The organism is Lentzea xerophila (genome assembly GCF_051094245.1).
Taxonomy (GTDB): Bacteria; Actinomycetota; Actinomycetes; order Mycobacteriales; family Pseudonocardiaceae; genus Lentzea; species Lentzea xerophila.
Map to the genome: position 1 here is coordinate 1064610 of NZ_CP194934.1, position 24128 is coordinate 1088737.

Below are 24128 nucleotides of genomic sequence, written 5' to 3' on the forward strand. Positions count from 1 at the left end.
CGTGATCAGTTTGGTGGCGAACGAGCCGCTGGGTACTGTCGTCCCCTCCTGGGAGGGGACGACATGGCGGAACCGCCTGCTGCATGGCTCGTGCGCGGAGGCAAAGACGGTGAGCGCGAGGCCGATGCGCTCGATCAGGGCCTGTTCATCGCGGGCTGGCCGGGTCTGGGCGACATCAGCGGGTGCGCGGACCGTGACGAACTGAGGTTCGCGCTGCGCGCCGCCTACCCGGAGTCCAAGAAGGGCTCGATCGACAACTGGGTCGGCCAGCTGTGGCGTCTGCTTCGCGAGATTCAGATCGGCGACCACGTCGTGATGCCGTTGAAGAGGACGCGCCTGATCGCGATAGGCCGGGTGAGCGGCGAGTACCGGTACCGGGCGACGCACCCGCCAGGGTTTCAGCACGTGCGGCCGGTCGAATGGCTGCGCACCGACCTGCCGCGTGCCGCGGTGGGGCCGGACCTGCTGGCGAGCCTGGGTTCGTTGCTCACGATCGCCGGGCTGCGCAAGTTCGGCGCCCCGCGCAGGATCGCGCTGCTCGCCGAGTCGGGTGTGGATCCGGGTTCCGGCGCGGACGATGCGGTGAGCGGTGTGCCGGCCGATGCGGTGTCGTTCCTGGCTGACGCGCTGCAGTCCGCCCCGGAGAGGCCCGTGCGGATCACGGTGCGGCGGCTGCTGGAGCTGTTCGGCGCGCACCGCAAGTCGCCTGACGTGTCGGCCACGATCGAGCTCGCGCTGGAGGAGAAGGGGCTCGTCGCGAGACCGTCGATCATGCGGAGCGACGCGGACGGCGTGGTCGTCCTGGAGTCGGCCGTCGACGACGGTGCACCGATCGAGCCGGAAGCGGCGGACCCGGTGGAGGCGCGTCTGATCAAGTTGCACGTCGGCAGGATCAGGTCTGCCACGGCCGGTGTGGTGTCGGTTCGGCTGCACGATCCCTTGGTCAAGGCGCGGACGCTCATGCTCACCCACAACTTCTCGCAGCTCGCGGTGGTCGAAGAAGATGGCGAGCTGCGCGGCGCGGTCAGCTGGGAGTCCATCGGCCAGGCGGACATGACCGAGCGCGCGGTGCAGGTCGAGGACGCGCTGGTGCACGTCCGGGTGGTCGAGCACAACGAGGACCTGCTCAACCAGATCGCCGAGATCTACGCGACCGGCTACGTGTTCGTTCGCGGGCCGGATCGCGTGATCAGCGGAATCGTCACCACGGCCGACCTCACGCAGCAGTTCGACGGTGTGGTGCGACCGTTCGTGTTGCTGGAGGAGATAGAGCAACGTCTGCACCGGACCTTGGGCGTCGCCTTCACCGTCGAGGAAGTGGCAGCCAAGGCCACCCCACGACAGCGGCAGCAGGTCCTCAACGGCCAGAAGCCGATGCTCGGCCTCTACCAGCAGGTGCTCAAGGATGAGCAGATGTGGCGGCGGTTGCGGTGGCGGCTCGACCACGAGGCGTTCCTGCGGCTGTTCAACGAGGTCCGCGAGATGCGCAACAGCCTGATGCACTTCAGCGGTGGCGCGCTGTCCGACGACGAACTGGCGCCGCTGCACGGGTTGCTGCGCATGTTGCGCGTGGTCGATCCGCTGCCGTGATTCGGCGTGCACGCGGTCGTTTCGTGACCCTGCTGTGACCTGCGTCCCCCTCGTCCGCTAAGGTCTACTCCCAGACCATGGACGAGGGGGTTCGCCCAATGGCCGATGTTTTCGCACCTCCAGGCAAAGACGACATTCTTCTGCCGCCCATCTTCACCTGGTACGAGCCGTTCGGCCTGCCGTTCGACTTCGCACCGACCAAGCCGCAGGTGCTGCTGGTCGCGTCGGTGGCGATCATCCTGACGTTCTTCCTGGTCACGACCAGGAACATGAAGCTGATCCCGTCGCGCTGGCAGTTCGCCGCCGAGTCGGTCTACGACTTCGGCCGCAACACCATCGCGCGCGAGCAGATCGGCGCGAAGGAGTTCGCGCCGTACGTGCCGCTGATCGTCAGCATCTTCTGCTTCGTGCTGGTGAACAACGTCTACGGGTTGATCCCGTTCGTGCAGTTCCCGACGTTCACGCACAGCGGTTTCCCGCTGGCGGTGGCGCTGCTCATCGTGTTCCCGCTCTACCACTTCGTGGGCATCAGGAAGTTCGGCCTGCGCGGCTACCTGCGCAACCAGTTCATCGTCGCGTACGTGCCGAAGCCGGTGCTGTGGGGTCTGCTGATCCCGACCGAGGTCATCCTGAAGTTCTTCTTCGACCCGCTGACGCTCGCGATCCGGGTGTTCGCGGCGATGTTCGCCGGCCACCTGCTGATCCTGGTGTTCACGCTCGGCAGCGAGTTCGTGCTCCTCAGCGCGCCGATCTACCTCAAGCCGGTGTCGCTGGTGGGCTTCGCGATCGCGATCGCGCTGTTCTTCCTGGAGGCGCTGGTGCAGGTCCTGCAGGCGTACATCTTCGCCCTGCTGTCGGCGCACTTCATCGGCCGCGCGCTGGCCGAGCAGCACTGACCCGCCAGGGTCAGGCGGGGTTCGGGCCGACACCCATCTCGCGGTAGTGCCCGGCGGCCTCCTCCGTGAACCCGAGCCCGTGCAGCGCGTGCGCGAGCTCGATCCGGTACTCGATCCGCCGGGCCAGCTCCAGGGCCTGCTCGAACGACCGGGCGGCCTGTGCCGAGCCCAGATCCCGTTGCACCGCACCGAGAACGTTCCACGCGCTGGCCAGGTGGTCGACCAGCGAGCCCCGGCTCAGGTCGTCGACCACCTCGGACGCGACGAGGAGAGCCCGGTCGAGGTGCCCCGCTCTGCGGTGGCCGTCGGCGAGCTTGATCCGGCCGCGCACGACGTAGTCGGTGTTGCCGACCTCCCTGGCCAGCTCCCAGCCCTCGTAGAGCAGCCGCAGCGCCTGGTCGTGGATGCCCTGCCTGCTCAGGGTCGCGCCGAGGCCGGAGCGAACGGAGGCCTCCTCGCTTCGTTCGGAGATCTCCTGGCTCTGCACCAGGGCCTTGCTCAGCGACCGGTACGCGGTGTCGAGGTCGCCGGTCGCGAGCGCGATGCGGCCGAGGTTGCCGACGCAGATCGCGACGAGGCGGTAGTTGTCACTGTTCGAGAACAGCGACAACGCACCCTCGTTGCACTCGCGCGCTCGGGCGTAGTGGCCGAGGCGCTGGTGCACCAGGCCGAGCATGACGAGCGCGAACGCCTGTCCGGTCGGGTCGCCCAGTGACCGGGTGAGCTCCAGGTTGCGCTCGGCGTGCCGCAGGCTGTCGCGGTAGCGGCAGGCCATGTAGTACGTCAGCGCCACCTGGGTCTGGTTCACCGCCTGGCCCCGCGTGTCGCCGAGCCTGCGCACCGCCTCCAAGCCCGCCTCCTGCAACGCGACGAGCTCGTCGATGCGGTGCGAGATGATCAGGTAGTGGCCGAGGTGGCGGGGCAGGTCGCGCACGTGCCGGTCGACGCCTTCGCGGACCGCGTGCGCTCCGGCGGCGAGCAGGTTCGGGTGCTCGGCGGCGAACCAGGCCAGCGCGTCCGGCAGGGTGAAGACGTCCGGCACGGACGCGGGAGGGCGCAGGATCTCCGGCTCGGCCCGGCGCCTGCCTGGTTGCAGCGAGTCCGCCGCGCGGTCGGTGACGGTCAGGTAGTAGTCGAGGAGCCTGGTGCCCGCCTCCGCCGGTTCGTCCACTTCGGACACCAGGCTGGTGGCGTGCACGCGCAGCAGGTCGTGCAGCTGGAACCGGTCGCGGACGCGCTGTTCGAGCAGATGGTGGTCGAGCAGGTCCTCCAGCAGATCTTCGGCGCTGGTCAGCGGCAACGCGGCCAGCGCGGCGGCGGTGTGCCGGTCGACGTCCACTCCGGGGTGCACGCCGAGTAGCCGGAACATCCGCTGCTGCGCCGAGTCCAAATGCTGGTAGGACAAGGTGAACGCCGCCGCGACGTCCCTGCCGTCGAGTGCCAGCTCGGATAATCGCGCCTGCTCGGTGCGCAGGCGCTCGACCAGGTCCGCGACCGTCCACTTCGGACGGTGTCGCAGCCGTGCCCCGGCGATCCGGACGGCGAGCGGGAGGTGGCCGCACAACGCCACCAGCTCCGCGGCGCCTTCGCCGCGGTCTTCCCCCACGACCAGCCGGAAGAGCTCCTCGGCGTCGGCGGGCGGCAGGACCTGGAGCGACAGCGGCACGGCGCCGTCGAGGTTCGGCAGGCGGCGTCTGCTGGTGACGACGACCACGCAGCCGGGTGAACCGGGTATGAGCGGCGTGACCTGCTCGGCGTCGGCGGCGTTGTCGAGCACCAGTAACGCCCTGCGGCCCGACATCGCGGTGCGCCACGCGACGAGCCGGTCGTCGGGCTCGCTCGGGATCTCCTCGGACGGCACGCCGATCGACCGCATCAGCACGCCCAGCGCGGCGTGCGGCTGGACCGGAGCGCGGGACGGCGTGAACCCGTGCAGATCGACGAACAGGCGCCCGTCGGGGAAGCGGGAGGCGAGCGAGTGGCCCGCGCGCACGGCCAGCGCTGTCTTGCCCACGCCCGCCATGCCGTCGATAGCGATGATCCCGCCGCGGTCCGTGGCCGTGCCGAGCAGCTTCGCGAGCTCCTCGGCGCGGCCGGTGAAGTCGGGCAGGTCGAACGGCAGCGAATCCGGTGCCTTGGCCGGCGCCGGGGTGACCGGTGCCGTGGGCGCGGGTGTCGCACTGCTCAGCGCCGGGTCGGAGCGCAGGATCCGCTGGTGCAACGTCCGCAGCTCGTCGCCGGGGTCGACGCCCAGGTCGTCGGCGAGGAGCCGGCGGAACTCCTCGTACCGGCGCAGCGACTCGGCCTGCCGGCCGCACCTGTGCAGCGCGAGCATCAGCAGGCCGACGAGCCGTTCCTGGTAGGGGTGCTCGGCGCAGAGGGTGGTCAGCTCGCCGACCACCTCCCGGTGCCGGCCCAGTTCGAGCTCGTGCTCCACCCACTCCTCGGTGACCGCGAGGTGCTCCTGCACCAGTCCGTCGCGCAGCCTGTCGAGTGCGGACCCGCCCGCGGCGCCGTCGAACGGCGTGCCCCGCCACAGCGCGAGTGCCTTGAACAGTCCCGGCGCCGGGTGCTCCGCGGCACGCGCCTTCACCACGAGGTCGCGGAACACGTGCAGGTCGACCTCGGCGTCCAGCGCGTAGCCGGGGGAGCGGCGCACGATGCCGAGACCGGCAGGCTTGAGGATCTTGCGCAGCCGCGAGACGTAGCCGTGCACGAGGCCGCGCCAGTCACCCGGCGGCTCCTCGCCCCACAGCACCTCGGCGAGCCGTTCGACGGACACGCCCTGGCCCGCGTTCAACGCCAGCACCGCCAGCACGCACCGCTGCTGCGGAGCACCCGCCGCCAGCCGTTCCCCGCCGTGCCAGACCTCGACCGACCCCAGGATCCCGATCTCCATGACGCCGGTCAGGATAGCCGTCCAGGTTTCGTGCAGACCGCGCTTCTACTGTCTCTCCCGACCAGTTCAGATGCTCCGAACGGGGGACAGAGCACCATGTCCGGAAGATTCAGCGCCCTGCTCGTCGCCGCGGTCCTGCCACTCGCCGCCCTGGCGGTTCCCGGTCAGGCCGTCGCCGCCGGCAGCGGTCCCGAGGTGTGCGCCTACTACGCCGACCAGGCGGGCTTCAAGGGGGACGCCCTCGTCGAGGCGATCGCGGTGGGCATGACCGAGTCGCACTGCCGTCCGGACGCCACGCACCGCAACGAGAACGGGCAGCTCGACCAGGGGATCTACCAGATCGGTGAGAGCAACGGCGAGGTGAACCCCTGCTACCTGAACCCGGCGTGCAACTCCGAGGTCGCGCACGGCATGTACGAGGCGCAGGGCAACAAGTGGCTGCCGAAGTGGAAGGCGAGCTACGGGACCCAGCGCTACCAGGACTGGCTGCCGGTGGCTCGCGAGGCGGCGGCCCCGTACCTGGAGCCGCGGATCGGCCGCATCGGCGTGCTGACCGGCACCACCCTGTCGGTCAAGGAGGGCGACCTGTGGGCGGGGTGGCTCGAGCAGCGCGGTGACGTGGCGAAGTTCGAGATCGACGGCAACCGGATCGGTGTGCTCACGACCGGCGGCGAAGTGATCGTCAAGGAGGGCGACCTCTACGCGTCGTGGCGGTCCCAGGTCGGTGACGCGGCGGACTTCCGCCTGGCGGGCAACAGGATCGGGGTGCTGCGCCGCGACGGCTCGCTGGCCGTGAAGGAGGGCGACCTCTACGCGCCCTGGACCGAGCAGACGAACCAGGTCGCGGACTTCGACCTCACGCCGAACCGGATCGGCGTCGTCTTCGCGGACGGTCAGGTCGCGGTCAAGGAGGGCGGCCTGCGGAACGGCTGGGTCGGCCAGACCGGCGACGCCGCACGCGTCCGGCTCGCCGGCGACCGGATCGGCGTGCTGCGCACCAACGGCACCCTCGCGGTGAAGGACGGCACGCTGTGGGCCGGCTGGACCGAGCAGAGCGGTGACGTGGCGGACTTCGCTCTCACGTCCACGCGCGTCGCCGTGGTGCACAGCGGCGGTCTCCTGCGGGTCAAGGACGGCGACCTCTACGCGGACTGGGTGAACCAGATCGAGCAGGCCGCGGGCGTGGAGCTCTCCGGCAACCGCATCGGTGCGCGCCAGACCCACGGCGCCTTCCAGGTGAAGGAGGGCACGCTCTGGGGTGCCTGGACGAACCAGGCTTCCCCGGTCTCGCAGGGCGGACTGACCCATCGCCGGTAGGACTTTCCGGACAGCACCGAACCGCTCCCCGGCTGCCGGGGAGCGGTTCGGTGCATGCGGCAGTCCTCGCTCAGTGTCGGTAGCAGGTGATCTGGGACTCGGCGACCGGCATCGTGCCGCCGTTGAAGTAGCGCAGTGCGGACTTGAAGTCGTTGCAGCGCTCCAGGTCCTCGGCCGCGCTGGCCCGATAGCCGACGTAGCGCGAGATCAGGCCCATGTCGTAGTGGTCGGCCGCGTTGTTGGAGTCGGCGCGGGCCACCGTCCAGTACCAGCGGGCGATCGGAGCGCTGTACTGCAGGCTCCTCGCGAGCTCCGGGTTGGCCAGCAGGTCCACGCCGAGGTGGGCGCCGGCTCCCCGGTAGTTCGCGTCGCCGGTGAGCTGGATGAAGCCACGACCCCGGAGGTGGTCGGTCACGCTCTCCAGCGCGTTGTAGCGGAACCCGCTTTCGTGGCGCAGGGTCGCGAGGAACGCGGCCTTGCGCGCCGGGGTGGTGATGCCGGCGCGGACCATCTCGGCGTTGAGGCTCTCCAGACCCTGCTGCACGGTCGCCTCCTCGCCGATGGTGCCGAAGGCGTTGCGCAGGTCCTGCAGCGTCACGACACCAGCGGTGAGGGCGGGCGAGGTGAGATCGGCCGACGAGACGCCGCTCGCCTGGTCCGTCCACGACGCGTACAGGTCACCCTCCTTCACGACGAAGGAACCGTTGTCGCGCACCACACCCAGCCGGTTGCCCGACAGGGTGACCTCCTTCGCGCCGCCGAGCTGGTTGACCCAGCCGGCGTAGAGGTTGCCCTCCTTGACGGTCACCTCGCCGTTGCCGAACACCACGCCGATGCGGTCCCGGGTGAGCTCGAAGTCCTTCACACCACCGGTTTGCTCGGTCCAGCTCTCGTACAGAGTGCCGTCCTTCACGGCGAGGGTGCCGTCGTTGCGCAGCACGCCGATGCGGCTTCCCGCCAGTTCGACGTCCTTCGCGTTGCCGAGCTGGTTGACCCAGCCGGCGTAGAGGTCGCCCTCCTTGACGGTCACCTCGCCGTTGGCGAAGACGACGCCGATGCGGTTCGAGGTGAGGCTGAAGTCCTTGACGCCACTGGTCTGCTCCGTCCACGGGGCGTACAGCGTGCCGTCCTTCACAGCGAGGCTGTCGTCGTTGCGGAGTACACCGATCCGGTCGCCCGCCAGGTGGAAGTCCTTGACGCCGCCGACCTGGTTGGTCCACCCCGCGTAGAGGTCGCCTTCCTTGACCAGCACGTCACCGCCGGTGGTGAGGACACCGATTCTGTCGCCGTCGATCTCGAACTTGGCGACGCCGCTCATCTGGCCGACCCAGCTCGAGTACAGGTTCCCCTCCTTGACCGAGAGGGTGCCGCCCACGAGGACACCGACGCGGGGGCCGGTCTCCGCGGCCTGTGCGGCGGGGGAGCAGATCATGGTGGTGGCGATCGTCGCGCCGAGCAGCGACGCCGCGATGGTCTTCTTCATTGCGGTTTCCCTTTGCCCTGGGCGCGGATCAGCGGTGGGCGAGGTCGGCGGACGTGACGCCGCTCGCCTGCTCGGTCCAGGAGGAGTAGAGGGTGCCTTCCTTGACCGAAAGGACGTTGTCGTTGCGCAGCAGGCCGACGCGGTCAGCGGAGAGGTCGATCTCCTTGATGCCGCCCATCTGGTTGACCCAGCCCGCGTACAGGTCGCCTTCCTTGACGGTGGCCTCGCCGTTGGTGAACACGACGCCGATGCGGTTGTTCGTCATCTCGAAGTTCGCGACGCCACCGGTCTGCTCGGTCCAGGAGGAGTAGAGGGTGCCGTCCTTCACGGCGAGCGTGTTGTCGTTGCGCAGCACGCCGATCCGGCCACCGGCCAGTTCGACGTCCTTCGCGTTGCCGAGCTGGTTGACCCAGCCCGCGTACAGGTCGCCCTCCTTGACCGTGACCTCGCCGTTGGTGAACACCACACCGATGCGGTTCGGCGTCAGGTCGAAGTCGGCCACGTTGCTCGTCTGCTCGGTCCAGGCCGCGTAGAGGGTGCCGTCCTTGACCGCGAGGCTGTTGTCGCTCCGCACGACCCCGATCCGGTCACCGGCGAGGTGGAAGTCCTTGACGCCGCCGACCTGGTTGGTCCAGCTCGCGTAGAGGTCGCCTTCCTTCACCAGCAGGTCGCCCGTGGTCGTCAGCACACCCACGCGGTCGCCCTCGATCTCGAACTTGGCGACGTTGCTGATCTGGCTCACCCACGGCGCGTAGAGGTTGCCCTCCTTGACCGAGAGCGTGCCGCCCGTGACGACGCCGACGCGGCCGACCTGCTGCGCGGCCTGCGTCCACCACGACGTCTGCTTGTGCGCGCCGGCCCAGCTGAAGCTGATGTGGATGTGGTCCGTGTGCGGGCTGTCGCCGTTGTACGGCTGCCAGCCGAGGTTCGGCCGGTACGACTCCCAGATCCGGTTGTTCCAGATCAGGTACATGACACCCAGCCGGCGGGCCATGGCGTGCGCGTTGCCGTGCTGGTCGGTCGCGAGCAGCCAGGCCAGGAAGTCCTCGGCCTTGGCGCGGTCCGCGGTGTCGTAGTAGTTGAAGTGGTAGTCGAGCGCCCTGCCCTCGTGGTGCTCGCTGACCGTGCCGTTGCAGTTGCGGCTGATGCCGGCCACATGCGTGCCGTAGGTGCTGTTGAGCAGGTCCCGCACTCCGATCGGCCCCGCCTTGGCGGACGCCTCACACGTCGTCTGCCCGTCGTAGGACGAGTACGGGTCGATCCCGGAACCGAAGGCCGGCGTGGCGGGCGCCGCCTGGGCCGGGACCATGCCCAGCGCGATGCTCGCCACCACGGCGGCGAGAACACTCTTCATTCCACGCATGTTCATTCCCCTAAAATTTCCGTTGCGATTGATTCGGCCTGTTCCCGGTCAGCCGCCAGCACGCTGGCGACTAATTGGAAGCCGGATTCGTCGACGCGAACCCTGACGTTCTCGAGCCCTTTTTGCTCGAGTGCGTACTGATTCACGTTCTTCTTCAGGTGTCGTTCGACGAGGAACATCGTGGAATGCAGATTGCCCTCGGTTTGCCGAGGTCACAAGGGTTTCCGGCTGTCCTGAAGCGCCCTGGCCGGATCAGGACACGGGCGTCCAGGTCTCGTCCAGGTCCGGTGCGGATGCCGTGCAGGTCGCGGCGCTAGTTTTTCGGCATGCGAGCAGACGATGTGCAGGAAATGGCGATGCGAGCACAGGCGGGGATCGATCTGTGCATGTCCGGCGGGCCGGCCGACCTAGTCGACCTCCGCTTTCTCCCGCGGGGAGTTCCGGTCCGCGTCCTCTACCCGGACGACGTCGACCGCGACGTGGTGCCCGCGTACCTGCGTGGCGACGACCAGGTACGCGTGTGCGCCGGTCTGCCGACGGGGCTGGTGTTGTGCGACCAGGCGGCTGTGGTGCCCGGTCCCGCCGCGGTCACCTCACCCGAGACCGTCGCCCTGCTGAAGGCATGGTTCGACCACCTCTGGGCAGGCGCCATGAGCGCCGGCGCCCGCCCGGTCGCGGGGCTGACCGACCAGGAACGCACCGTTCTGCGGTTGCTGGCGGCGGGCGCGACGGACGACGCGGCGGCGGCCAGGCTGGGCACGTCCGCCCGCTCGGTCCGGCGGGTGATGTCGGGGGTGATGGGCAGACTCGGGGCCAGAAGCCGTTTCCAGGCAGGGCAACTGGCCGCGCGCCGTGGCTGGCTCTAGAAAACGGCCAGGAGCACTACGGACGCTGGCAGACCAGGTGCAGCGACTCCTCGGGCGTCGCGCCGGGGAACGACGGCGTGAAGACCGGACGGCTCCGGCGCACCACCCGCAGGCCGACGTCACCGAGGTGCTTCTCGAAGTTCTCCTCGGAGAACGAGGACACCTCGATCTCCTGGCCCATCCAGGGCAGAGTGACCTGTTCGACGTCGATCGCCACGGTGGCGAGGAAGAAGTGGCCTCCCGGCCGCAGCCAGGTGGAGATCTGGCCGAGGGTCTGGATGATCTCGGCCTGCGACATCTGCAGCAGCGAGAAGACGGCGCAGATGACGTCCCACGAGCCGGGAGGCGACTCGAAGTCGCGGATGTCGATCTTGTGGAACGTGGCGTCGGGGACCTGGGAGGACGCGATGTCGACCATCACGGGCGAGACGTCCAGGCCGGTGACCTTCATGCCCGCCTTGGTGAGGGTGCGCGCGACCGGGACGCCGGTGCCGCAGCCGATGTCCAGCACGCGCGAGCCCGAGGGCTGCGTCGCGGCGAACCAGGCGAGCGTGCCGTGCAGTGCGGGCTGGTGTGACCAAGCGCGCTGGTACTCAAGCCCGAGCGTGTCGAAGACCTCGGCCGCGTTCATACCCCGCCCCTCATTTCGACCCAACTCACCTGAGTGAAGTGTGGAGAACCTCTCTGCACGGACTCTGGATGGCTTCTGGACGAAAACTGACGGTAGGTTGCTAGCTGACTGCGGACAGCGACGAAGTGAGAAACACGGTGCAGAACGAGTTGCGCGTCAGCTTGCTGGGCGCGCTCGCGGCCACGGTGGACGGCAAGGAGCTCACGCTCGGTCCACCGCGGCAGAGGGCTGTGCTCGCGGTCCTCGCGTTGCGCGCCAACCATGTCGTGTCGCGCAGTGAGCTGATCGACGCGGTCTGGGGCGACGACCCGCCCGCCAGCGCCGACAACGGCATCCACACCTACGTCGCTGGTCTGCGGCGCCTCTTCGAACCGGGCAGGGCCTCGCGGGCACCGAGCTCCGTGCTGCTCTCCACGGACGCTGGATACTTGCTGAGGCTCCCATCCGGCAGTTCCGACGCGGCCGTGTTCCGCACTTATCTGGACGACGCCGGGCGTCTGCGCGCCGAACCGGCCGAGGCCATCGCCGCGTTCGACGCGGCGTTGGGGCTGTGGCGGGGCGTCGCTCTGGAGGGCGTGCCGGGGCCGTTCGCCGCGGTGGAACGCGCGCGCCTGACCGAAATGCGGCTCACGGCCGTGGAGCAACGTGCCGCGTTGATGCTGACGGTCGGGCGTGAGGCCGAGGTGGCCGGGGAGCTCACGACGCTGGTCAGCGCGCATCCGCTGCGGGAGCGGCTGCACGGCCTGCTGATGTCCGCGTTGTTCCGCGGCGGCAGGCAGGCGGAGGCGCTCGCCGTGTACACGGACCTGCGCCGGTTGCTGATCGAGGAGCTCGGCATCGAGCCCGGCCCCGAACTGCGCCAGCTCCACGAGCAGGTCCTCGTCGGCCGGCACGATCCGCAGCCGGCCCCCGCGGCGCCCGCGCTGGTGCCGGTCCAGCTGCCGCACGAGATCCGCGACTTCACCGGCCGCGAGAAGGAGCTGGCGAAGCTCGCCGAGGTCGTGCCGCACGACCACTCGCCGGTGCTCGTCGCGATCACCGGCACCGGTGGCGTCGGCAAGACCGCGCTGGCCGTCCGCTTCGCCCACCAGGTGGCGTCCCGCTTCCCGGATGGCCAGCTGCACGTCGACCTGCGGGGGTTCGACGCGTCCGCGCCGCCGGTGCAGCCCGCCGCCGCGTTGCACCAGTTGCTGCAGAGCCTCGGCGTGCCGGCCGAGCGCATCCCGGACGACCTGCCCGCGAAGTCCGCGCTGTACCGCAGTGTCCTTGCGGGCAAACGGGTTCTGGTGCTGCTCGACAACGCGCGGCTGGCCGAGCAGGTCCGTCCGCTGCTGCCGGGCCGGTCGACGTCGATGGTGCTGGTGACGAGTCGCAACCACCTGGGTGGCCTCGTCGCGCGGGACGGCGCGCATTCGCTGACGTTGTCGATCCTGACGCGCGACGAGGGCCTGGCGCTGCTGACGTCCGCGGTCGGCGCGGACCGTGTCGCCGCCGAACCCGTTGCCGCGGCGAAGCTCGTCGAACTCTGCGGGCACCTGCCGCTGGCGGTCCGGATCGCGGCCGAACGAGTCGTGACCCGGCCGCACCTGACGCTCGCCGACCTGGCCGGTGATCTCGCCGACGAGCGCGACCGGTTGAATGTGCTGGCCACGGGCGATGACGAGGACACGGCGGTGCGGGCGGCCTTCTCGTGGTCGTACCTGGCGCTGAAGCCTGACGCCGCACGGATGTTCCGGCTCATCGGCCTGCATCCGGGTGCCGAGATCAGCCTCGCCGCCGCCGCCGCGCTGGCCGGTGTGCCGGTGTCGCGGGCCCGCACGTTGCTCGACGTGCTGGCGGGCGGGCACATGCTGGAGGAGGTCGCGCGCGGCCGGTTCCGCCTGCACGACCTGCTTCGGTTGTACGCCACGGAGCTCAGCGCCACCGAGGAGTCGTCGGACGGCCGTGACCAGGCTGTGCAGCGGCTGCTGAGGTGGTACTTCGACACCGCGAACGCCGCGGGCACCGTCATCGCGCCGCCCGACCACCCGGCGTTCCTGTTACCCCCACTGTCCACTCAGGACTTCGCCTCGCACGACGAGGCGTTCACCTGGTGCCGCACGGAGTCCTCGAACCTGCTGGCCGTCACGCGGCTCGCCGAGGACGAGCACTCACCCGCCGCGTGGCAGATTCCCGTGGCGCTGTGGAACTACTTCGTCGTGTCGAGCGCTCTGGACGAGTGGACTCGCGCGTACCGCGTCGCCGAACGCACCGCCGCCCGCGACGGCAACCAGGCCGCCCGCGCGTGGGCCGTGCACGGCCAGGGACTCTCGGCGGTCCGCGGCCAGCGCTTCGCCGACGCCCTCGAACTCTTCGACCGCGCGCTGGCGATCCGCCGCGAGATCGGTGACTCCGTCGGTGCCGCGTGGAGCCTCACCGGCCTGGGCATGGCGTACGGCGGCCTGCGCCGGTTCGACCTCGCCGTCGACAGGTTCGGCGAGGCCCTCGACCGGCACGCGGAGGTCGGTTCGTGGTTCGGGGAGGGCGGCACCCGGCTGTTCCTCAGCGACATCCTGCGCTCGGCGGGCCGGTTCGAGGCGTCGCTGGAGTCGGCGCGGACGGCGTTCGAGTTGATGGACGCGCACGACGCCGTGCACGGCAAGGCGATGGCGCTGGTCAGCATCGGCTGGGCACAGCTCAAGCTGGGGCAGCGGGTCGAGTCGCGCGAGGAGTTCCGGCACGCGATCGCGATGCTGCGCGTGCTCGGCGATCGCAAGAGCCTCGCGGAGGCGTTGCACGGGCTGGGGGAGGCGAGCGCGGGCCAGCCAGAGGTCGCGCGGACGCATCTGCTGGAAGCGCTGACGATCTACGAGGACTACGACCACCCGCTCACTCCCGAGGTGCGCGCGAGGCTGCACGAACTTTCCTGAGCGGTCCGAAACGCGGTGCTCACTTCGCTGTGCGGGTGCTGGCCGCGAGGTCGCGGATGCCCGCGAGGAGCAGGCTCAGGCCGAACTCGAACTGTTCGGCTGAACCGGTCGCGGGGAGTTCGGCGCCAGGTGGTGTTCCCGGCAGAGCGGACAACGTGCCGCTGACCTGGTGCCAGCGCTGGTCCCGGGTGCCTGCCTGCACCGTCATGGCGAGAGCGGAGGCGGTGTAGGTGACGAGGGCCTGGCTCGTCCGGACCGCGTTGTCGGGGGAGAGTCCGGCCTGTCTCAGCGCGGTCATCATCGTGGCGCCCAGGCGTCGGCCGTGTTCGGCGAGCGGTGGCCGCGCGGCGACGTGCGGGGCGATGCCGGGGTGGCGGAGCGCGGCGTCGCGGATGCCGGTGATCACCGCGCGCAGCCGCTGGTCCCAGTCCGTGGCGGGGTCGGGGTCGGGGACGTGGGCCATCGCGAGGTCGGCGACGGCGTCCAGGAGTGCCTGCCGGTCGGGGAAATGCCGGTACAGCGCCATCGGGTCGCAGCCGAGTTCGGTGGCGATGCGCCGCATCGTCATCGCCTTGGCGCCGTCGCGGTCGCCGACCCGGAGCGCGGCTTCCGCGATCGTGGACGGTGTCAGTCGCTTGGCTCTCGGCTGTGCCTCCGGCATGTCCACATCGTGCCCTACCCGCAGGGCATGTCTACGCCGTAGACATCGGCGGAGCACGCAGTCTACGGTGTAGACATGACGATGACCTCGCAACCTGTCCGGGCCGCCGCAATCGTGATCAACCTCGGCCGAGTGGTCGCGGTGACGCTGAGCGTCGGGACCTTCGGCTTCCTGTTCGTGTCGGACGCGTGGCGGGCCGGCAACCTGTTCCTGGTGCCGGACCTCGTCCTGTGCACGCTCCTGGTCGCGGCCGCGTCGGTGCGCGGCCGGCTGGTGGTGCCTGCGCTGATCTTCGCGTTGGGTCTGGCCGCCGGTGTGCTCATCACGTCGGTGTCCGCCTACGCGGTCGACGGGCGGCTGGGTGTCGCGAGCCTGGCCGGTGCGCTCGGCGCGGTGGTGGTCGCCGTCGCGCTGGCCCGCGTCAGATCATGACGCGGCGCAGTGGCGCGCTGGTCTTAAGGGACATCCCTGATGCGCCTGCCGTGATGCGTAGGCAAGCTACATGTCATGCAGAAGCGCGCGCGAAACTTGTTGGTGTGGCTGCACGTCATCACGTCCGTCGGCTGGTTGAGCCAGGCCCTGGCGCTGTTCACCCTGCTGCTGTACGGCCTGAACACCGGTGACGTCAACGCGTTCAAGATGGCGCGGGTGCTCGACCATCACGTGCTCGCGTTCATGGGGGCGACCAGCGCGTTCAGCGGCATGATGCTCAGCGCGACGACGCCGTGGGGTTACTACAAGCACTGGTGGGTGCTCACGAAGTTCGCGATCACCGTCGGCCAGCTCTACGTCGGCATCTTCCTGCTGAGCGGCAGACTCGAAGCCGCCGCGAACGGCGACGTGAGCGGGTGGACGCCGGTCGGCACCGCCTGCATGGTCGGTGCGTTCGCGTTCCAGACGTGGCTCAGCGTGGCGAAACCGTGGGGGCGCACGCCGTGGGCGGACCCGAAGGTCAAGCTGCCCACGGCGAGCACCAAGGCGTTCGTGCTGGCGCTGACGATCCCGCTGGTCGATCTCGCGCTCGGGCTCTACCTCGGCCACCCGATGCCCATGACCATGCTGGTCACGGTGATCGCCTACTCGATCAGACGGGCCGCCAGGGGGAGGAACCGGTCGTCGGACGCGTCGGGTCGTGGAACTTCGGCACGTCCGGCTCGTCGAGGCGCAACGGAACCAAGCCCTCGGTGATCGCGAGCATGATCCGCTCGTGGGCGCGGCGGGCGTCGCCCATGGTCTCGGCCCTGAGGTCCGACAGCTCGACCGGCTTGCCGAAGTGGACCTTGAACGTCGGGCGCCTGCGCACCGCGGACAGCCAGGACGTCAGGTACGGCAGGAAGTCCTTCCAGCCGCCGACGCGCAGGTTGCCCCAGTAGACCGCCTCGTGAGCGCCCCACTGGCTGATCGGGATCACCGGGATGCCGCCGCCGAGCGCCATGCGGGCGACGCCGGTCTTGCCGCGCTCCGGCCACATGCCGGGGTCCAGGGTGATCTTGCCCTCGGGGTACACGGCGATCGGGTCGCCGCCCTTGCGCAACGCCTCGACGGCGCGGTGCATCGCCTCGCCGGCGTTCGCCGACCGCCGGTCGACGCGCAGGTGGCCGCACGCCTTCAACGCCGGACCCATGACCGGCGCGTCGAGCAACCCGCCCGCGAGCATGAACCGCGGGTTGATCCCGATCTCGCGGCACGCCGCGATGAGCACCATCGGGTCGAGGTTGCCGATGTGGTTGGAGGCGAGCAGCAACGGCTTGCCGAGCAGCTCCGGTGGGATGTCGCCGGACACCTCGAGCTTGCCGGTCAGCGCGATGAGGCCCCGGTCGATCGCCATGAGCACGCGCCAGAAGAGCGGTGTGGACACGCGGGGCAGCGTACGGCGTGTCGAAACGACACAGTGCCCGATCCGGTGAACCATGAGGTTTCGCACGCGTCCCAGTTGCAAACGGGGCTGGTGAGACGCGAGGGACTACCTTATACACATGGCCGGGCGCACAGGGACTTCGAGAAAGACCACGTCACGCGGCAAAGCACCAGCCAAGCCGCGGGCGCGATCCACCGCGTCCAGAAAGCCCGCCGCACGCAAGAGCGGCGGCGCGATCAGCGCCGTGTGGGGTGCCTTGGGACGCGGTGTCGGCAGTCTCGTGCGCACCGTCAGCCGCACCAAGGATCTCGACCCCGAACACCGCCGTGACGGCCTGGGGCTGCTGCTGATCGCGCTCGCGGTCATCACCGGCGCCGGTGTGTGGTGGCAGGCCGGTGGACCGATCGGGCAGTGGGTCGACGTCGCCGTGCGCAGCTCCGTCGGGTTCCCCGCGGTGATCGTGCCGGTCGTGTTCCTCGGCATCGGCATCACGTTGATGCGCACCGACCCGAAGCCAGAGGCGCGGCCGCGGCTGATCATCGGCTCGTTGCTGATGATGATCGGTGTGCTGGGCATGTTCCACCTCATCGGTGGCCTGCCGATGGACCCGCTGGAACGCCGCAGCGCCGGTGGTGCGCTGGGATACCTGGCCGGAGGGTTCCTCGCCCAGGGCCTGACCCCGTGGGTCGCCGGTCCGCTGCTGTTCCTGATCTTCGCCTACGGCCTGCTCGTCGTGACGCACACGCCGATCCGCCAGGCGCCCGAACGCATTCGCTCGTTGCTGCACCCCGGCACGTCGTCGAAGGACGAGTCAGCGGACGAGGAAGAGCCGGAGGAGGAGCCGAAGCCGGCTCGCCTGCGCCGTCCGTCCCGCCGCCGCCAGGCCGCCGCGCCCGTCGAGGACGAGCCGCAGGCCGAACTGCCGCTGGAGGAGCCCGCGGAGCCCGTCGCCGCGAAGCCCGCCGCGAAGGAGAAGAAGGCCGCCGCTCCGGCGATGGCCGTGCGCGCGGTCGAGGGCGAGTACCAGCTGCCGCCGCCGGACGTCCTCAAGGACGGCGACGCGCCGAAGACCCGCAGCAAGGCCAACGACCTCATGATCGAGGCGATCTCCGGCGTGCTGGACCAGTTCTCGATCGACGCCCAGGTCACCGGCTTCACCCGCGGTCCGACGGTCACCCGCTACGAGGTCGAGCTCGGCCCCGGCGTGAAGGTCGAGAAGATCACCGCGCTGACCAAGAACATCGCGTACGCCGTGGCGACGGACAACGTGCGCCTGCTGGCGCCGATTCCCGGCAAGTCGGCGGTCGGCATCGAGGTCCCGAACAGCGACCGCGAGATGGTGCGGCTGGGCGACGTGCTGCGCGCGCCGTCCACGGTCAAGGACACGCACCCGATGGTGATCGGCCTCGGCAAGGACATCGAGGGCCACATGGTCACCGCGAACCTCACGAAGATGCCGCACCTGCTGGTGGCGGGTTCCACGGGTTCCGGTAAGTCGTCGTTCGTCAACTCGATGCTGGTGTCGCTGCTCGCCCGTGCGACGCCCGACGAGGTTCGCATGATCCTCATCGACCCGAAGATGGTCGAGCTGACGCCGTACGAGGGCATCCCGCACCTGATCACGCCGATCATCACGCAGCCGAAGAAGGCCGCGGCGGCGCTCGCGTGGCTCGTCGAGGAGATGGAGCAGCGCTACCAGGACATGCAGGTCAACCGGGTGCGCCACGTCGACGACTTCAACCGCAAGGTGAAGTCCGGCGAGATCACCGCACCGCCCGGTTCCGAGCGCGTCTACCGGCCGTACCCGTACATCATGGCGATCGTCGACGAGCTCGCCGACCTGATGATGACCGCGCCGCGCGACGTCGAGGACGCGATCGTCCGGATCACGCAGAAGGCGCGTGCGGCGGGCATCCACCTGGTGCTCGCGACCCAGCGACCGTCCGTGGACGTGGTGACCGGCCTGATCAAGACGAACGTGCCGTCACGGCTGGCGTTCGCGACGTCGTCGCTGACGGACTCGCGGGTCATCCTGGACCAGCCGGGCGCCGAGAAGCTGATCGGCATGGGCGACGCCCTGTACCTGCCGATGGGCGCCTCGAAGCCGGTGCGCATCCAGGGCGCGTTCGTGGGCGACGAGGAGATCTCCTCGATCGTCGAGTTCACGAAGAACCAGGCGCAGCCGGAGTACACCGACGGCGTCACCGCGCAGAAGGCCGGCGAGAAGAAAGAGATCGACGCCGACATCGGTGACGACCTGGAGCTGCTCGTGCAGGCGACCGAGCTGATCGTGACGTCGCAGTTCGGCTCGACGTCGATGCTGCAGCGCAAGCTCCGCGTCGGGTTCGCGAAGGCGGGGCGCCTCATGGACCTGCTGGAGACCCGTGGCGTCGTCGGGCCGTCCGAGGGCTCGAAGGCACGTGAGGTGCTGATCAAGCCGGACGAGCTCGAGAACGTGGTCTACCTGATGCGTGGAGGCGGCCCCGCCGACGACGCCTGAAGGGAACGCGGGGGCCCTACGTTTCCCTGAAGGAAACGTAGGGCCCCCGCGTTACTTCCGTCAGGCGGAATCAGAGGCCGGCCTGCTGGATGCTCGTGGCCGTCGAGCTGCCGCTGCCGCCGAACTCGCGCACGGCCGCGTAGTACAGGTCGGCGGTGCGCTTGCACGCCCAGTTGCCGTCGCACTGCCGGTACATGTCGGACTTGAAGTTGTCGTCGATCCGCAGCCGGTTCGCCTCGCTGAACCGCGACTGCCGCTTGTAGTTGCGGTAGCCGAAGTCGTGCCGGTGGCAGGTCGGCAGGAACTTGAACCCGAAGGGGTTGTCCGGCGAGTACGAGCAGCCGTCCGACGACCAGTCGAGCTGGCCCGCGTAGGGCTGCTGCGCGCGCACTGTCGTGAACTGGCTGAGTGTCTTCGTGTAGAGGTAGTCGTCGGTCACCGCGACGATGTCCACGGCGTGCGCGGGAGCACTCGTGAAGATCAGGGCCAGGGACGCGGCGGCACCCACGAATGCCGAACGCAGGGTCTTCGACATGGCGAGCTCCTCGGATGGTGAGCAGGGTCTCGCCCAGTTGTAGCCGGTGATCGACTCCCCTCGGTAGACACGATCCGGTGAACGTCAGGTGAGCGGGTGACCGCACGCGATCGCGGTGGCCACCCGAAGTTCCCGGGGCAGGCCGAGCGCGTGGAGCATCTCGTTGTCCGCCACACCGCCGAGCAGGTAGCCGCCGAGTTCCTGTTCCGCCAGGCGGAGGCAGATGCTCTGTGCCGCCGCGCCAACCTCGATCAGGCCGAAGCGCCCGGCGCGTTCGCCGTACTTCTCGAACGCCTCGTCGTCCTGCAACACGAGCACGATCGCGAGCGGCGGCACCTCGGGCGTGCCGAGGATCTCGGCGAGGTCCGCGGGTGCGGGCCCGATGTCCTGCAGGGCGTGCCGCCGGAGGTCGTAGCGGACCGCGCGACCGTCGAGGAACGCGTAGCAGCGCAAGGGATTCAGCCCGCCGGCGGACGGAAAGCTGTTGTCCGACAACGCGCCGAGGACCGTGCCGAGCTGCTTGGGAGTCAACGGCTTCTCGGCGAACTCGCGCGTGCTCTTCCGGGCCTGGAACAGCTTCTGCAGCCGGTCCTTGGGGCGCGGCAGCGCGACCGGAGCGCTGGGGAGTTCCAGAGGGTCGATCAACGGTGGCCGCGGCCGGAAGTCGCGCAGCCGTTCGCCGAGCCTGCGCTGGTGCAACGGGGAGAACCGGCTCGCCGCCCAGAAGTCGTCGAACATCGGCTTCACCCCAGCGGATGCGGTGCGGGATTGGGGAACACGCCTGGTGAGGCGTGCGGGTAGCGCCAGTCGAGCTCGCGGGCACGGCCGCCGAGGTGGGGCCAGCGGTGGTCGGCGTGCAGCGGCGCGAGGTCGGGGGACAGGACGCGGACGCAGTGCAGGCCGACGGCCGAGAGCTCCGGCGTGGTCAGTTCGCGGTAGGCGAGCCGGATGTCCGCGCGGTCTAGTGCGTGCACCAGTTCGGTCAGTTCCTCGCCGGTGCCACGGGCTTCGGCGTCGGGCGGCGGATCGGTGTCGAAGCCGGTGAACCACGGCAGCGCGTCCCACCTCGACGGGTTCGTCGCGTAGTAGACGGCGTGCTCGTCGAAGTCGGTGGCCTCCTCGACGGGCCGGTCGCCGTTGCGCGCCAGCCACACCTCGATGAACACCGTGCCCTGCACCCACTCCTCGTAGGCCTTCCGCACCGCCTCGGCCACGGTCGCCCGGCACGCGAGACCGAGGGTGGGCCGTGGCCTGCCGGCGATCGGCAGCGAGCCCGCGACGGCGACCACCGGGTGGGGGCTGTAGGCCGGCGTGAGGTCGAACGCCTGGGCGCCGTGCGGGAGGTCCGCGGCGAACCGTTGCGGTGCGATGGAATGCAGCCAGGTCGTGGTGAACGCGTCACGCTCGACCAGTTCCTGGGTGGCCCTCAGCAACGCGCTGGTCGTCGACGGACCGGCCGCGAGCCCCGAGGAGGTCGCGGGCAGCCCGTACGACGCGTCCAGGCCGACGAGTCCGGCGGGCACGCGGATCGGTTCGTTGGTGGGCAACGTCCACGCCCGGGTGTACGGGGTGTCGACGTATCCCTTGCGGTAGCGGTAGTTCGGTGCCACGCGCTGCTCGACCGTGTGCAGGCTGAAGTGCTCCAGCGGCCAGCATTCACCTTCGGTGACGATCTCCAGGGGTGCCCGCGCGGCCGCGTGCCGTTCCAGCGCCTCGGCGATAGCGGCGATCTTGGAGGTACCGCCGGAGGTGCCTCCGGTGGCGAACGGCTCAGGCACCGCGGCCCAGCCCTCGATGTCCACATCGGACAGACTGTGCGGCACGGGGTGCAGTTGCGACACCACACCCTGCCGCCAGCCGACCGCGCGCTCGGCCAGCGCCTCCGCGACGGTCCTCATCGCTTGCCCCGGTAGTGCCGGAAGATCCAGTACCCGAGGCCGAGCGCCCCGGAGATGTAGAGCCCGCCGGCGATCCACGCGGCCGTCCCGCCGGCCGCGGCGATCGGTCCCAGCGTGAACACCACGGCGAACGGCTCGACGCACCACAGCAGGGCCCAGCCGAGCAGCCGGGCCAGGCTCAGCCACGGCCTCGGCGACCGGGCGAGGAACCCGGCCGCGACCGACCACGCCAGCGCGGCACCGAATCCGGCGGCCCACCAGCCCCAGTGCAGGTCGAAAACCGCGCCCATCGTCACGAGCGGCAGGACCACGACGAGCAGTGGGAAGATCGCGGCGGGGAGCACGAGCGCGCCGCGCGGTACGGGCAGCTCTTTGGTGTCCTGGTACAGCGCCGCGGGGATCTGCACGGCCGCACCGACCGAGGAAATCGCGCAACAACAGCAACAACAACAGCAACAGGTGGGCGTCGCGGCGTTCGTGGCGGCCGCACCGGGTGAGAACTGGTCAGGTAACCGGACTGCCGTCGCGTTCATGGTCCCCCCAAGGAAGTGACACGCGCCCGACCTCGACCGTCGGGCAGATCTCGCAGCCGGCGGCGGGCAGCACGCTCTCGCGGGTCGTCGTGAAGTCGTCGAGGTTGACGGTCACGGCCGCGTCCAGCAGTGCCAGCGAGCCGTTTCGGATGTTCTGGATCGCCTGCGCCGCAAGCGAAAGCGGGAAGTCGTGCCGGAGAACTCCCGGCTCCGGCGGAGGCGGCGGATCCCCCCACCGCCGCCCCGCCCGCACCGCGAGGCACGCCAGGCACGCGCCGGCACCGGGCACCACGAAGGGCCCGATCGCGGCGGTGTGGTGGTACGCGAGGTCCAGCAACAGGTGCGGAACCTTCGTCTCGCGCGCCACCTCGACCAGGTCGACCAACGTGCCAGTCGTCCGCACGACGAGCAGGAGGTCCGGATTCTCGTTGTGCGGCAACCGCTCTACCAGCCCGGCGGGTGCCTCCCCGACGACGCGCGTGCCGACCCCCATCGGCTTGGCGTCGTCGGCGGGCAACCCCGCCGGGCGGAGAGCGCCCAGGGTCCTCAGCTGGGCCACGTGCCGGCGTACCGGTTCCCCCAACCGGCTTTCGTCGACCGTTCGAGCCACTCCCCTCAACACTGGCTCGAACAGCCCCGCCAGCGCCACGGCCACCGCCCTGGGCAGGTCTGGAATCAGGTACGCGAGATCGGCTCCCGCGTACACGACAAGGCCTTCGTCCCGTACCTGCGCGTGCCACGCGGGATCAGCGATCAGGCTCATCCTCGTCCCCCTTTTGCAGGAAGCGCTCGATCTCCTGCTCACTCGGCAGATCTCCGGCCGGGTCCATGAGGTTCTCGGCGATCGGCGGCAACGGCTGCTCGGCCCACGCGGGCTGGTAGTCGTCGCTGGGCAGCAACCCGTGCCGTGACGCGAACTCCTCCGCCGCGTCCCGGATCGACTCCCGCAGCGTCCCCACCACCGCGGTCTCCGCCGTGTACGTCAGCTCGACCAGCAACGCCCGCACGTTCTCCAGCTGGTTCTCGTCACCGGCCTTCCTCGCGAGCTCAGGCCAGAACTGCCGTTCGAACAACCGCACGAAGTCCGCCGCCACCGCGTCGGTCGCCGTGCGCAGGCGCGTGAAGCTGTCCATGACGTCATCGCTGGGCACCCGTAGGCCGGCAAGCCTGCCGCCCGCTTCGAGTGCCCAGCGACGCGCGTGCGGCCAGCCGTACTTCCACCGCACCAAGCCCAACCGCATAGCCCGGAGGAGGAGTCGCGGTTGGACGTCTCCCATCGGAACCAGGTGCCGGATGTCGCGCACCTTGATCCGAACCCAGTCGTCGGGCCCCTCGGCCTCACCCATGCCGAGGACCGCGGCGACCGACTCGCCCTTTTCGCGTGCCGAGATGAGCTCAGCGATCGCCGGCAGCGAGAACCCCCGCTGCTGCAACCGCTGCACCAACGTCAACCGCTCGACGTGCGAGGCGTCGTAGTACGCCACGCGCCCCTGCCGTCTCGGCGCGTGCAGCACACCCTTCGTCTGGTACATGCGAATGGTGCTGCTGGGCAGGCCGATCCGGGCAGCGAGCTCGTCGACGGTGAGCGATTCGGGCACGCGCTTGATGTTGGTGCTTGCGGTTCGTTGAGTCAAGACTCTTCGAGTAATTACTCGAAGAGTTACAGCTCCAGGAGCATCCGGCTGTTGCCGAGCGTGTTCGGCTTCACGTAACTCAGGTCGAGGAACTCGGCGACGCCCTCGTCGACGGACCGCATGATCTCCTCGTAGACCTCGGGGCTCACCGGCGTGCCCTCGATCTCCACGAACCCGTGCTTGGTGAAGAACCGCGTCTCGAACGTGAGCACGAAGATCCGCGCGAGCTGCAGCTCCTTGGCGGTCGCGATGAGCTGCGCCACGATCCGGTGGCCGACGCCCTTGCCCAGCGCCATGGGGGAGACCGCGACGCTGCGGATCTCGGCCAGGTCCTCCCACATCACGTGCAGCGCGCCGCAGCCGAGCAGCTCGCCGCCCTCCTCGGCCACCCAGAACTCCTGGACCGCCTCGTACAGCGTGACCAGCGGTTTGGCCAGCAGGACCTTGCCCGCGTACCCGTCGATCAACGCCTTCATGGCGCGCACGTCGCTGGTGCGGGCGCGCCGCACGACTACCCCACTGGTCACAACCGTCAAGTATGAGCCGCGCCTCAGA

General features: G+C 69.7%; 22 protein-coding genes. 8 read left to right on the forward strand and 14 right to left on the reverse strand.

Annotated elements, in window-relative coordinates:
- Positions 1-63: 63 nt before the first annotated feature.
- Together ACRSBM_RS05300 and atpB are read left to right on the forward strand one after the other, a co-directional pair.
- Entirely contained in the window at positions 64-1590 is a 1527-nt protein-coding gene (locus ACRSBM_RS05300; RefSeq protein WP_434440263.1) for a CBS domain-containing protein, read from the forward strand.
- Between the two features lie 98 nt (positions 1591-1688).
- Positions 1689-2486 carry a F0F1 ATP synthase subunit A gene (gene atpB, locus ACRSBM_RS05305; RefSeq protein ID WP_434440265.1) on the forward strand — a complete coding sequence of 266 codons (798 nt, stop codon included), beginning with the start codon at positions 1689-1691 and terminating at the stop codon, positions 2484-2486.
- Between the two features lie 10 nt (positions 2487-2496).
- Here atpB and ACRSBM_RS05310 read toward each other — a convergent pair whose 3' ends face one another.
- Positions 2497-5385, reverse strand: a complete 2889-nt coding sequence (locus ACRSBM_RS05310; protein WP_434440267.1) for a BTAD domain-containing putative transcriptional regulator — start codon at positions 5383-5385, stop codon at positions 2497-2499.
- 96 nt (positions 5386-5481) lie between these two features.
- Between ACRSBM_RS05310 and ACRSBM_RS05315 the strand changes: the two genes are divergently transcribed.
- Complete coding sequence (locus ACRSBM_RS05315) at positions 5482-6702, forward strand: hypothetical protein (RefSeq protein WP_434440269.1); 1221 nt, start codon at positions 5482-5484, stop codon at positions 6700-6702.
- Between the two features lie 70 nt (positions 6703-6772).
- Here the strand turns inward: ACRSBM_RS05315 and ACRSBM_RS05320 are convergent, their stop codons facing one another.
- From ACRSBM_RS05320 to ACRSBM_RS05330, 3 genes are read right to left on the reverse strand one after another with little or no spacing between them, the layout of a single operon-like run.
- On the reverse strand, positions 6773-8185 hold the full coding sequence (locus tag ACRSBM_RS05320; protein WP_434440271.1) for a glycoside hydrolase family 19 protein: 1413 nt from the start codon (positions 8183-8185) through the stop codon (positions 6773-6775).
- A 28-nt stretch (positions 8186-8213) separates the two neighbouring features.
- On the reverse strand, positions 8214-9539 hold the full coding sequence (locus ACRSBM_RS05325) for a hypothetical protein (RefSeq protein ID WP_434440273.1): 1326 nt from the start codon (positions 9537-9539) through the stop codon (positions 8214-8216).
- 11 nt (positions 9540-9550) lie between these two features.
- On the reverse strand, positions 9551-9727 hold the full coding sequence (locus tag ACRSBM_RS05330) for a hypothetical protein (RefSeq protein WP_434440275.1): 177 nt from the start codon (positions 9725-9727) through the stop codon (positions 9551-9553).
- 147 nt (positions 9728-9874) lie between these two features.
- On the opposite strand from ACRSBM_RS05330, the gene ACRSBM_RS05335 reads away from it, so the two are divergent.
- Positions 9875-10414 carry a LuxR C-terminal-related transcriptional regulator gene (locus ACRSBM_RS05335; protein ID WP_434440277.1) on the forward strand — a complete coding sequence of 180 codons (540 nt, stop codon included), beginning with the start codon at positions 9875-9877 and terminating at the stop codon, positions 10412-10414.
- A gap of 16 nt (positions 10415-10430) precedes the next feature.
- Here ACRSBM_RS05335 and ACRSBM_RS05340 read toward each other — a convergent pair whose 3' ends face one another.
- The gene (locus ACRSBM_RS05340) at positions 10431-11045 is read right to left on the reverse strand and encodes a class I SAM-dependent methyltransferase (RefSeq protein WP_434440279.1); all 615 of its coding nucleotides are present in this window, start codon (positions 11043-11045) and stop codon (positions 10431-10433) included.
- 137 nt (positions 11046-11182) lie between these two features.
- Between ACRSBM_RS05340 and ACRSBM_RS05345 the strand changes: the two genes are divergently transcribed.
- Entirely contained in the window at positions 11183-13954 is a 2772-nt protein-coding gene (locus tag ACRSBM_RS05345; protein ID WP_434440281.1) for a BTAD domain-containing putative transcriptional regulator, read from the forward strand.
- A gap of 19 nt (positions 13955-13973) precedes the next feature.
- Here the strand turns inward: ACRSBM_RS05345 and ACRSBM_RS05350 are convergent, their stop codons facing one another.
- Positions 13974-14615, reverse strand: coding sequence for a TetR/AcrR family transcriptional regulator (locus ACRSBM_RS05350; RefSeq protein ID WP_434440283.1), 642 nt, complete (start codon positions 14613-14615; stop codon positions 13974-13976).
- Between the two features lie 75 nt (positions 14616-14690).
- On the opposite strand from ACRSBM_RS05350, the gene ACRSBM_RS05355 reads away from it, so the two are divergent.
- Together ACRSBM_RS05355 and ACRSBM_RS05360 are read left to right on the forward strand one after the other, a co-directional pair.
- Positions 14691-15047: a hypothetical protein gene (locus ACRSBM_RS05355; protein ID WP_434440285.1), complete on the forward strand. Its 357-nt coding sequence runs from the start codon at positions 14691-14693 to the stop codon at positions 15045-15047.
- Between the two features lie 75 nt (positions 15048-15122).
- Positions 15123-15803 (forward strand): hypothetical protein, encoded by a 681-nt coding sequence (locus tag ACRSBM_RS05360; protein WP_434440287.1) that lies wholly within the window; start codon positions 15123-15125, stop codon positions 15801-15803.
- Here the strand turns inward: ACRSBM_RS05360 and ACRSBM_RS05365 are convergent.
- The gene (locus ACRSBM_RS05365; protein WP_434452974.1) at positions 15700-16443 is read right to left on the reverse strand and encodes a lysophospholipid acyltransferase family protein; all 744 of its coding nucleotides are present in this window, start codon (positions 16441-16443) and stop codon (positions 15700-15702) included. The two genes, ACRSBM_RS05360 and ACRSBM_RS05365, sit on opposite strands and share 104 nt — an antisense overlap.
- A gap of 148 nt (positions 16444-16591) precedes the next feature.
- Between ACRSBM_RS05365 and ACRSBM_RS05370 the strand changes: the two genes are divergently transcribed.
- On the forward strand, positions 16592-18973 hold the full coding sequence (locus ACRSBM_RS05370) for a DNA translocase FtsK 4TM domain-containing protein (protein WP_434440290.1): 2382 nt from the start codon (positions 16592-16594) through the stop codon (positions 18971-18973).
- Between the two features lie 70 nt (positions 18974-19043).
- Here the strand turns inward: ACRSBM_RS05370 and ACRSBM_RS05375 are convergent, their stop codons facing one another.
- The 7 genes from ACRSBM_RS05375 to ACRSBM_RS05405 form a co-directional block, all read right to left on the reverse strand.
- Positions 19044-19508, reverse strand: a complete 465-nt coding sequence (locus ACRSBM_RS05375) for a phospholipase (protein WP_434440291.1) — start codon at positions 19506-19508, stop codon at positions 19044-19046.
- Positions 19509-19592: 84 nt separating this feature from the next.
- On the reverse strand, positions 19593-20246 hold the full coding sequence (locus tag ACRSBM_RS05380) for a nitroreductase family protein (RefSeq protein WP_434440293.1): 654 nt from the start codon (positions 20244-20246) through the stop codon (positions 19593-19595).
- Positions 20247-20251: 5 nt separating this feature from the next.
- Positions 20252-21406, reverse strand: a complete 1155-nt coding sequence (locus tag ACRSBM_RS05385) for a YcaO-like family protein (RefSeq protein ID WP_434440295.1) — start codon at positions 21404-21406, stop codon at positions 20252-20254.
- A complete protein-coding gene (locus ACRSBM_RS05390; protein WP_434440297.1) occupies positions 21403-21813 on the reverse strand; it encodes a hypothetical protein in 411 nt (136 codons plus the stop codon). The genes ACRSBM_RS05385 and ACRSBM_RS05390 overlap by 4 nt, the downstream gene beginning before the upstream one ends.
- A gap of 97 nt (positions 21814-21910) precedes the next feature.
- Complete coding sequence (locus tag ACRSBM_RS05395) at positions 21911-22702, reverse strand: hypothetical protein (protein ID WP_434440299.1); 792 nt, start codon at positions 22700-22702, stop codon at positions 21911-21913.
- Positions 22686-23537, reverse strand: coding sequence for a MerR family transcriptional regulator (locus ACRSBM_RS05400; RefSeq protein WP_434440301.1), 852 nt, complete (start codon positions 23535-23537; stop codon positions 22686-22688). The genes ACRSBM_RS05395 and ACRSBM_RS05400 overlap by 17 nt, the downstream gene beginning before the upstream one ends.
- A gap of 62 nt (positions 23538-23599) precedes the next feature.
- Positions 23600-24100, reverse strand: a complete 501-nt coding sequence (locus tag ACRSBM_RS05405; protein ID WP_434440303.1) for an amino-acid N-acetyltransferase — start codon at positions 24098-24100, stop codon at positions 23600-23602.
- Positions 24101-24128 lie beyond the last annotated feature (28 nt).

Excerpts from the sequence above, each read along its gene's own strand:
- ACRSBM_RS05380 (WP_434440293.1), bottom strand. The coding sequence starts at position 20,246 with ATGTTCGACGACTTCTGGGCGGCGAGCCGGTTCTCCCCGTTGCACCAG.
- ACRSBM_RS05325 (WP_434440273.1), bottom strand. The coding sequence starts at position 9,539 with ATGAAGAGTGTTCTCGCCGCCGTGGTGGCGAGCATCGCGCTGGGCATG.
- ACRSBM_RS05320 (WP_434440271.1), bottom strand. The coding sequence starts at position 8,185 with ATGAAGAAGACCATCGCGGCGTCGCTGCTCGGCGCGACGATCGCCACC.
- ACRSBM_RS05350 (WP_434440283.1), bottom strand. The coding sequence starts at position 14,615 with ATGCCGGAGGCACAGCCGAGAGCCAAGCGACTGACACCGTCCACGATC.
- ACRSBM_RS05360 (WP_434440287.1), top strand. The coding sequence starts at position 15,123 with ATGCAGAAGCGCGCGCGAAACTTGTTGGTGTGGCTGCACGTCATCACG.
- ACRSBM_RS05370 (WP_434440290.1), top strand. The coding sequence starts at position 16,592 with ATGGCCGGGCGCACAGGGACTTCGAGAAAGACCACGTCACGCGGCAAA.
- ACRSBM_RS05315 (WP_434440269.1), top strand. The coding sequence starts at position 5,482 with ATGTCCGGAAGATTCAGCGCCCTGCTCGTCGCCGCGGTCCTGCCACTC.
- ACRSBM_RS05330 (WP_434440275.1), bottom strand. The coding sequence starts at position 9,727 with ATGTTCCTCGTCGAACGACACCTGAAGAAGAACGTGAATCAGTACGCA.
- ACRSBM_RS05310 (WP_434440267.1), bottom strand. The coding sequence starts at position 5,385 with ATGGAGATCGGGATCCTGGGGTCGGTCGAGGTCTGGCACGGCGGGGAA.
- ACRSBM_RS05365 (WP_434452974.1), bottom strand. The coding sequence starts at position 16,443 with ATGGCGATCGACCGGGGCCTCATCGCGCTGACCGGCAAGCTCGAGGTG.
- ACRSBM_RS05335 (WP_434440277.1), top strand. The coding sequence starts at position 9,875 with ATGCGAGCAGACGATGTGCAGGAAATGGCGATGCGAGCACAGGCGGGG.
- ACRSBM_RS05355 (WP_434440285.1), top strand. The coding sequence starts at position 14,691 with ATGACGATGACCTCGCAACCTGTCCGGGCCGCCGCAATCGTGATCAAC.
- atpB (WP_434440265.1), top strand. The coding sequence starts at position 1,689 with ATGGCCGATGTTTTCGCACCTCCAGGCAAAGACGACATTCTTCTGCCG.
- ACRSBM_RS05395 (WP_434440299.1), bottom strand. The coding sequence starts at position 22,702 with ATGAGCCTGATCGCTGATCCCGCGTGGCACGCGCAGGTACGGGACGAA.
- ACRSBM_RS05385 (WP_434440295.1), bottom strand. The coding sequence starts at position 21,406 with ATGAGGACCGTCGCGGAGGCGCTGGCCGAGCGCGCGGTCGGCTGGCGG.
- ACRSBM_RS05300 (WP_434440263.1), top strand. The coding sequence starts at position 64 with ATGGCGGAACCGCCTGCTGCATGGCTCGTGCGCGGAGGCAAAGACGGT.
- ACRSBM_RS05340 (WP_434440279.1), bottom strand. The coding sequence starts at position 11,045 with ATGAACGCGGCCGAGGTCTTCGACACGCTCGGGCTTGAGTACCAGCGC.
- ACRSBM_RS05375 (WP_434440291.1), bottom strand. The coding sequence starts at position 19,508 with ATGTCGAAGACCCTGCGTTCGGCATTCGTGGGTGCCGCCGCGTCCCTG.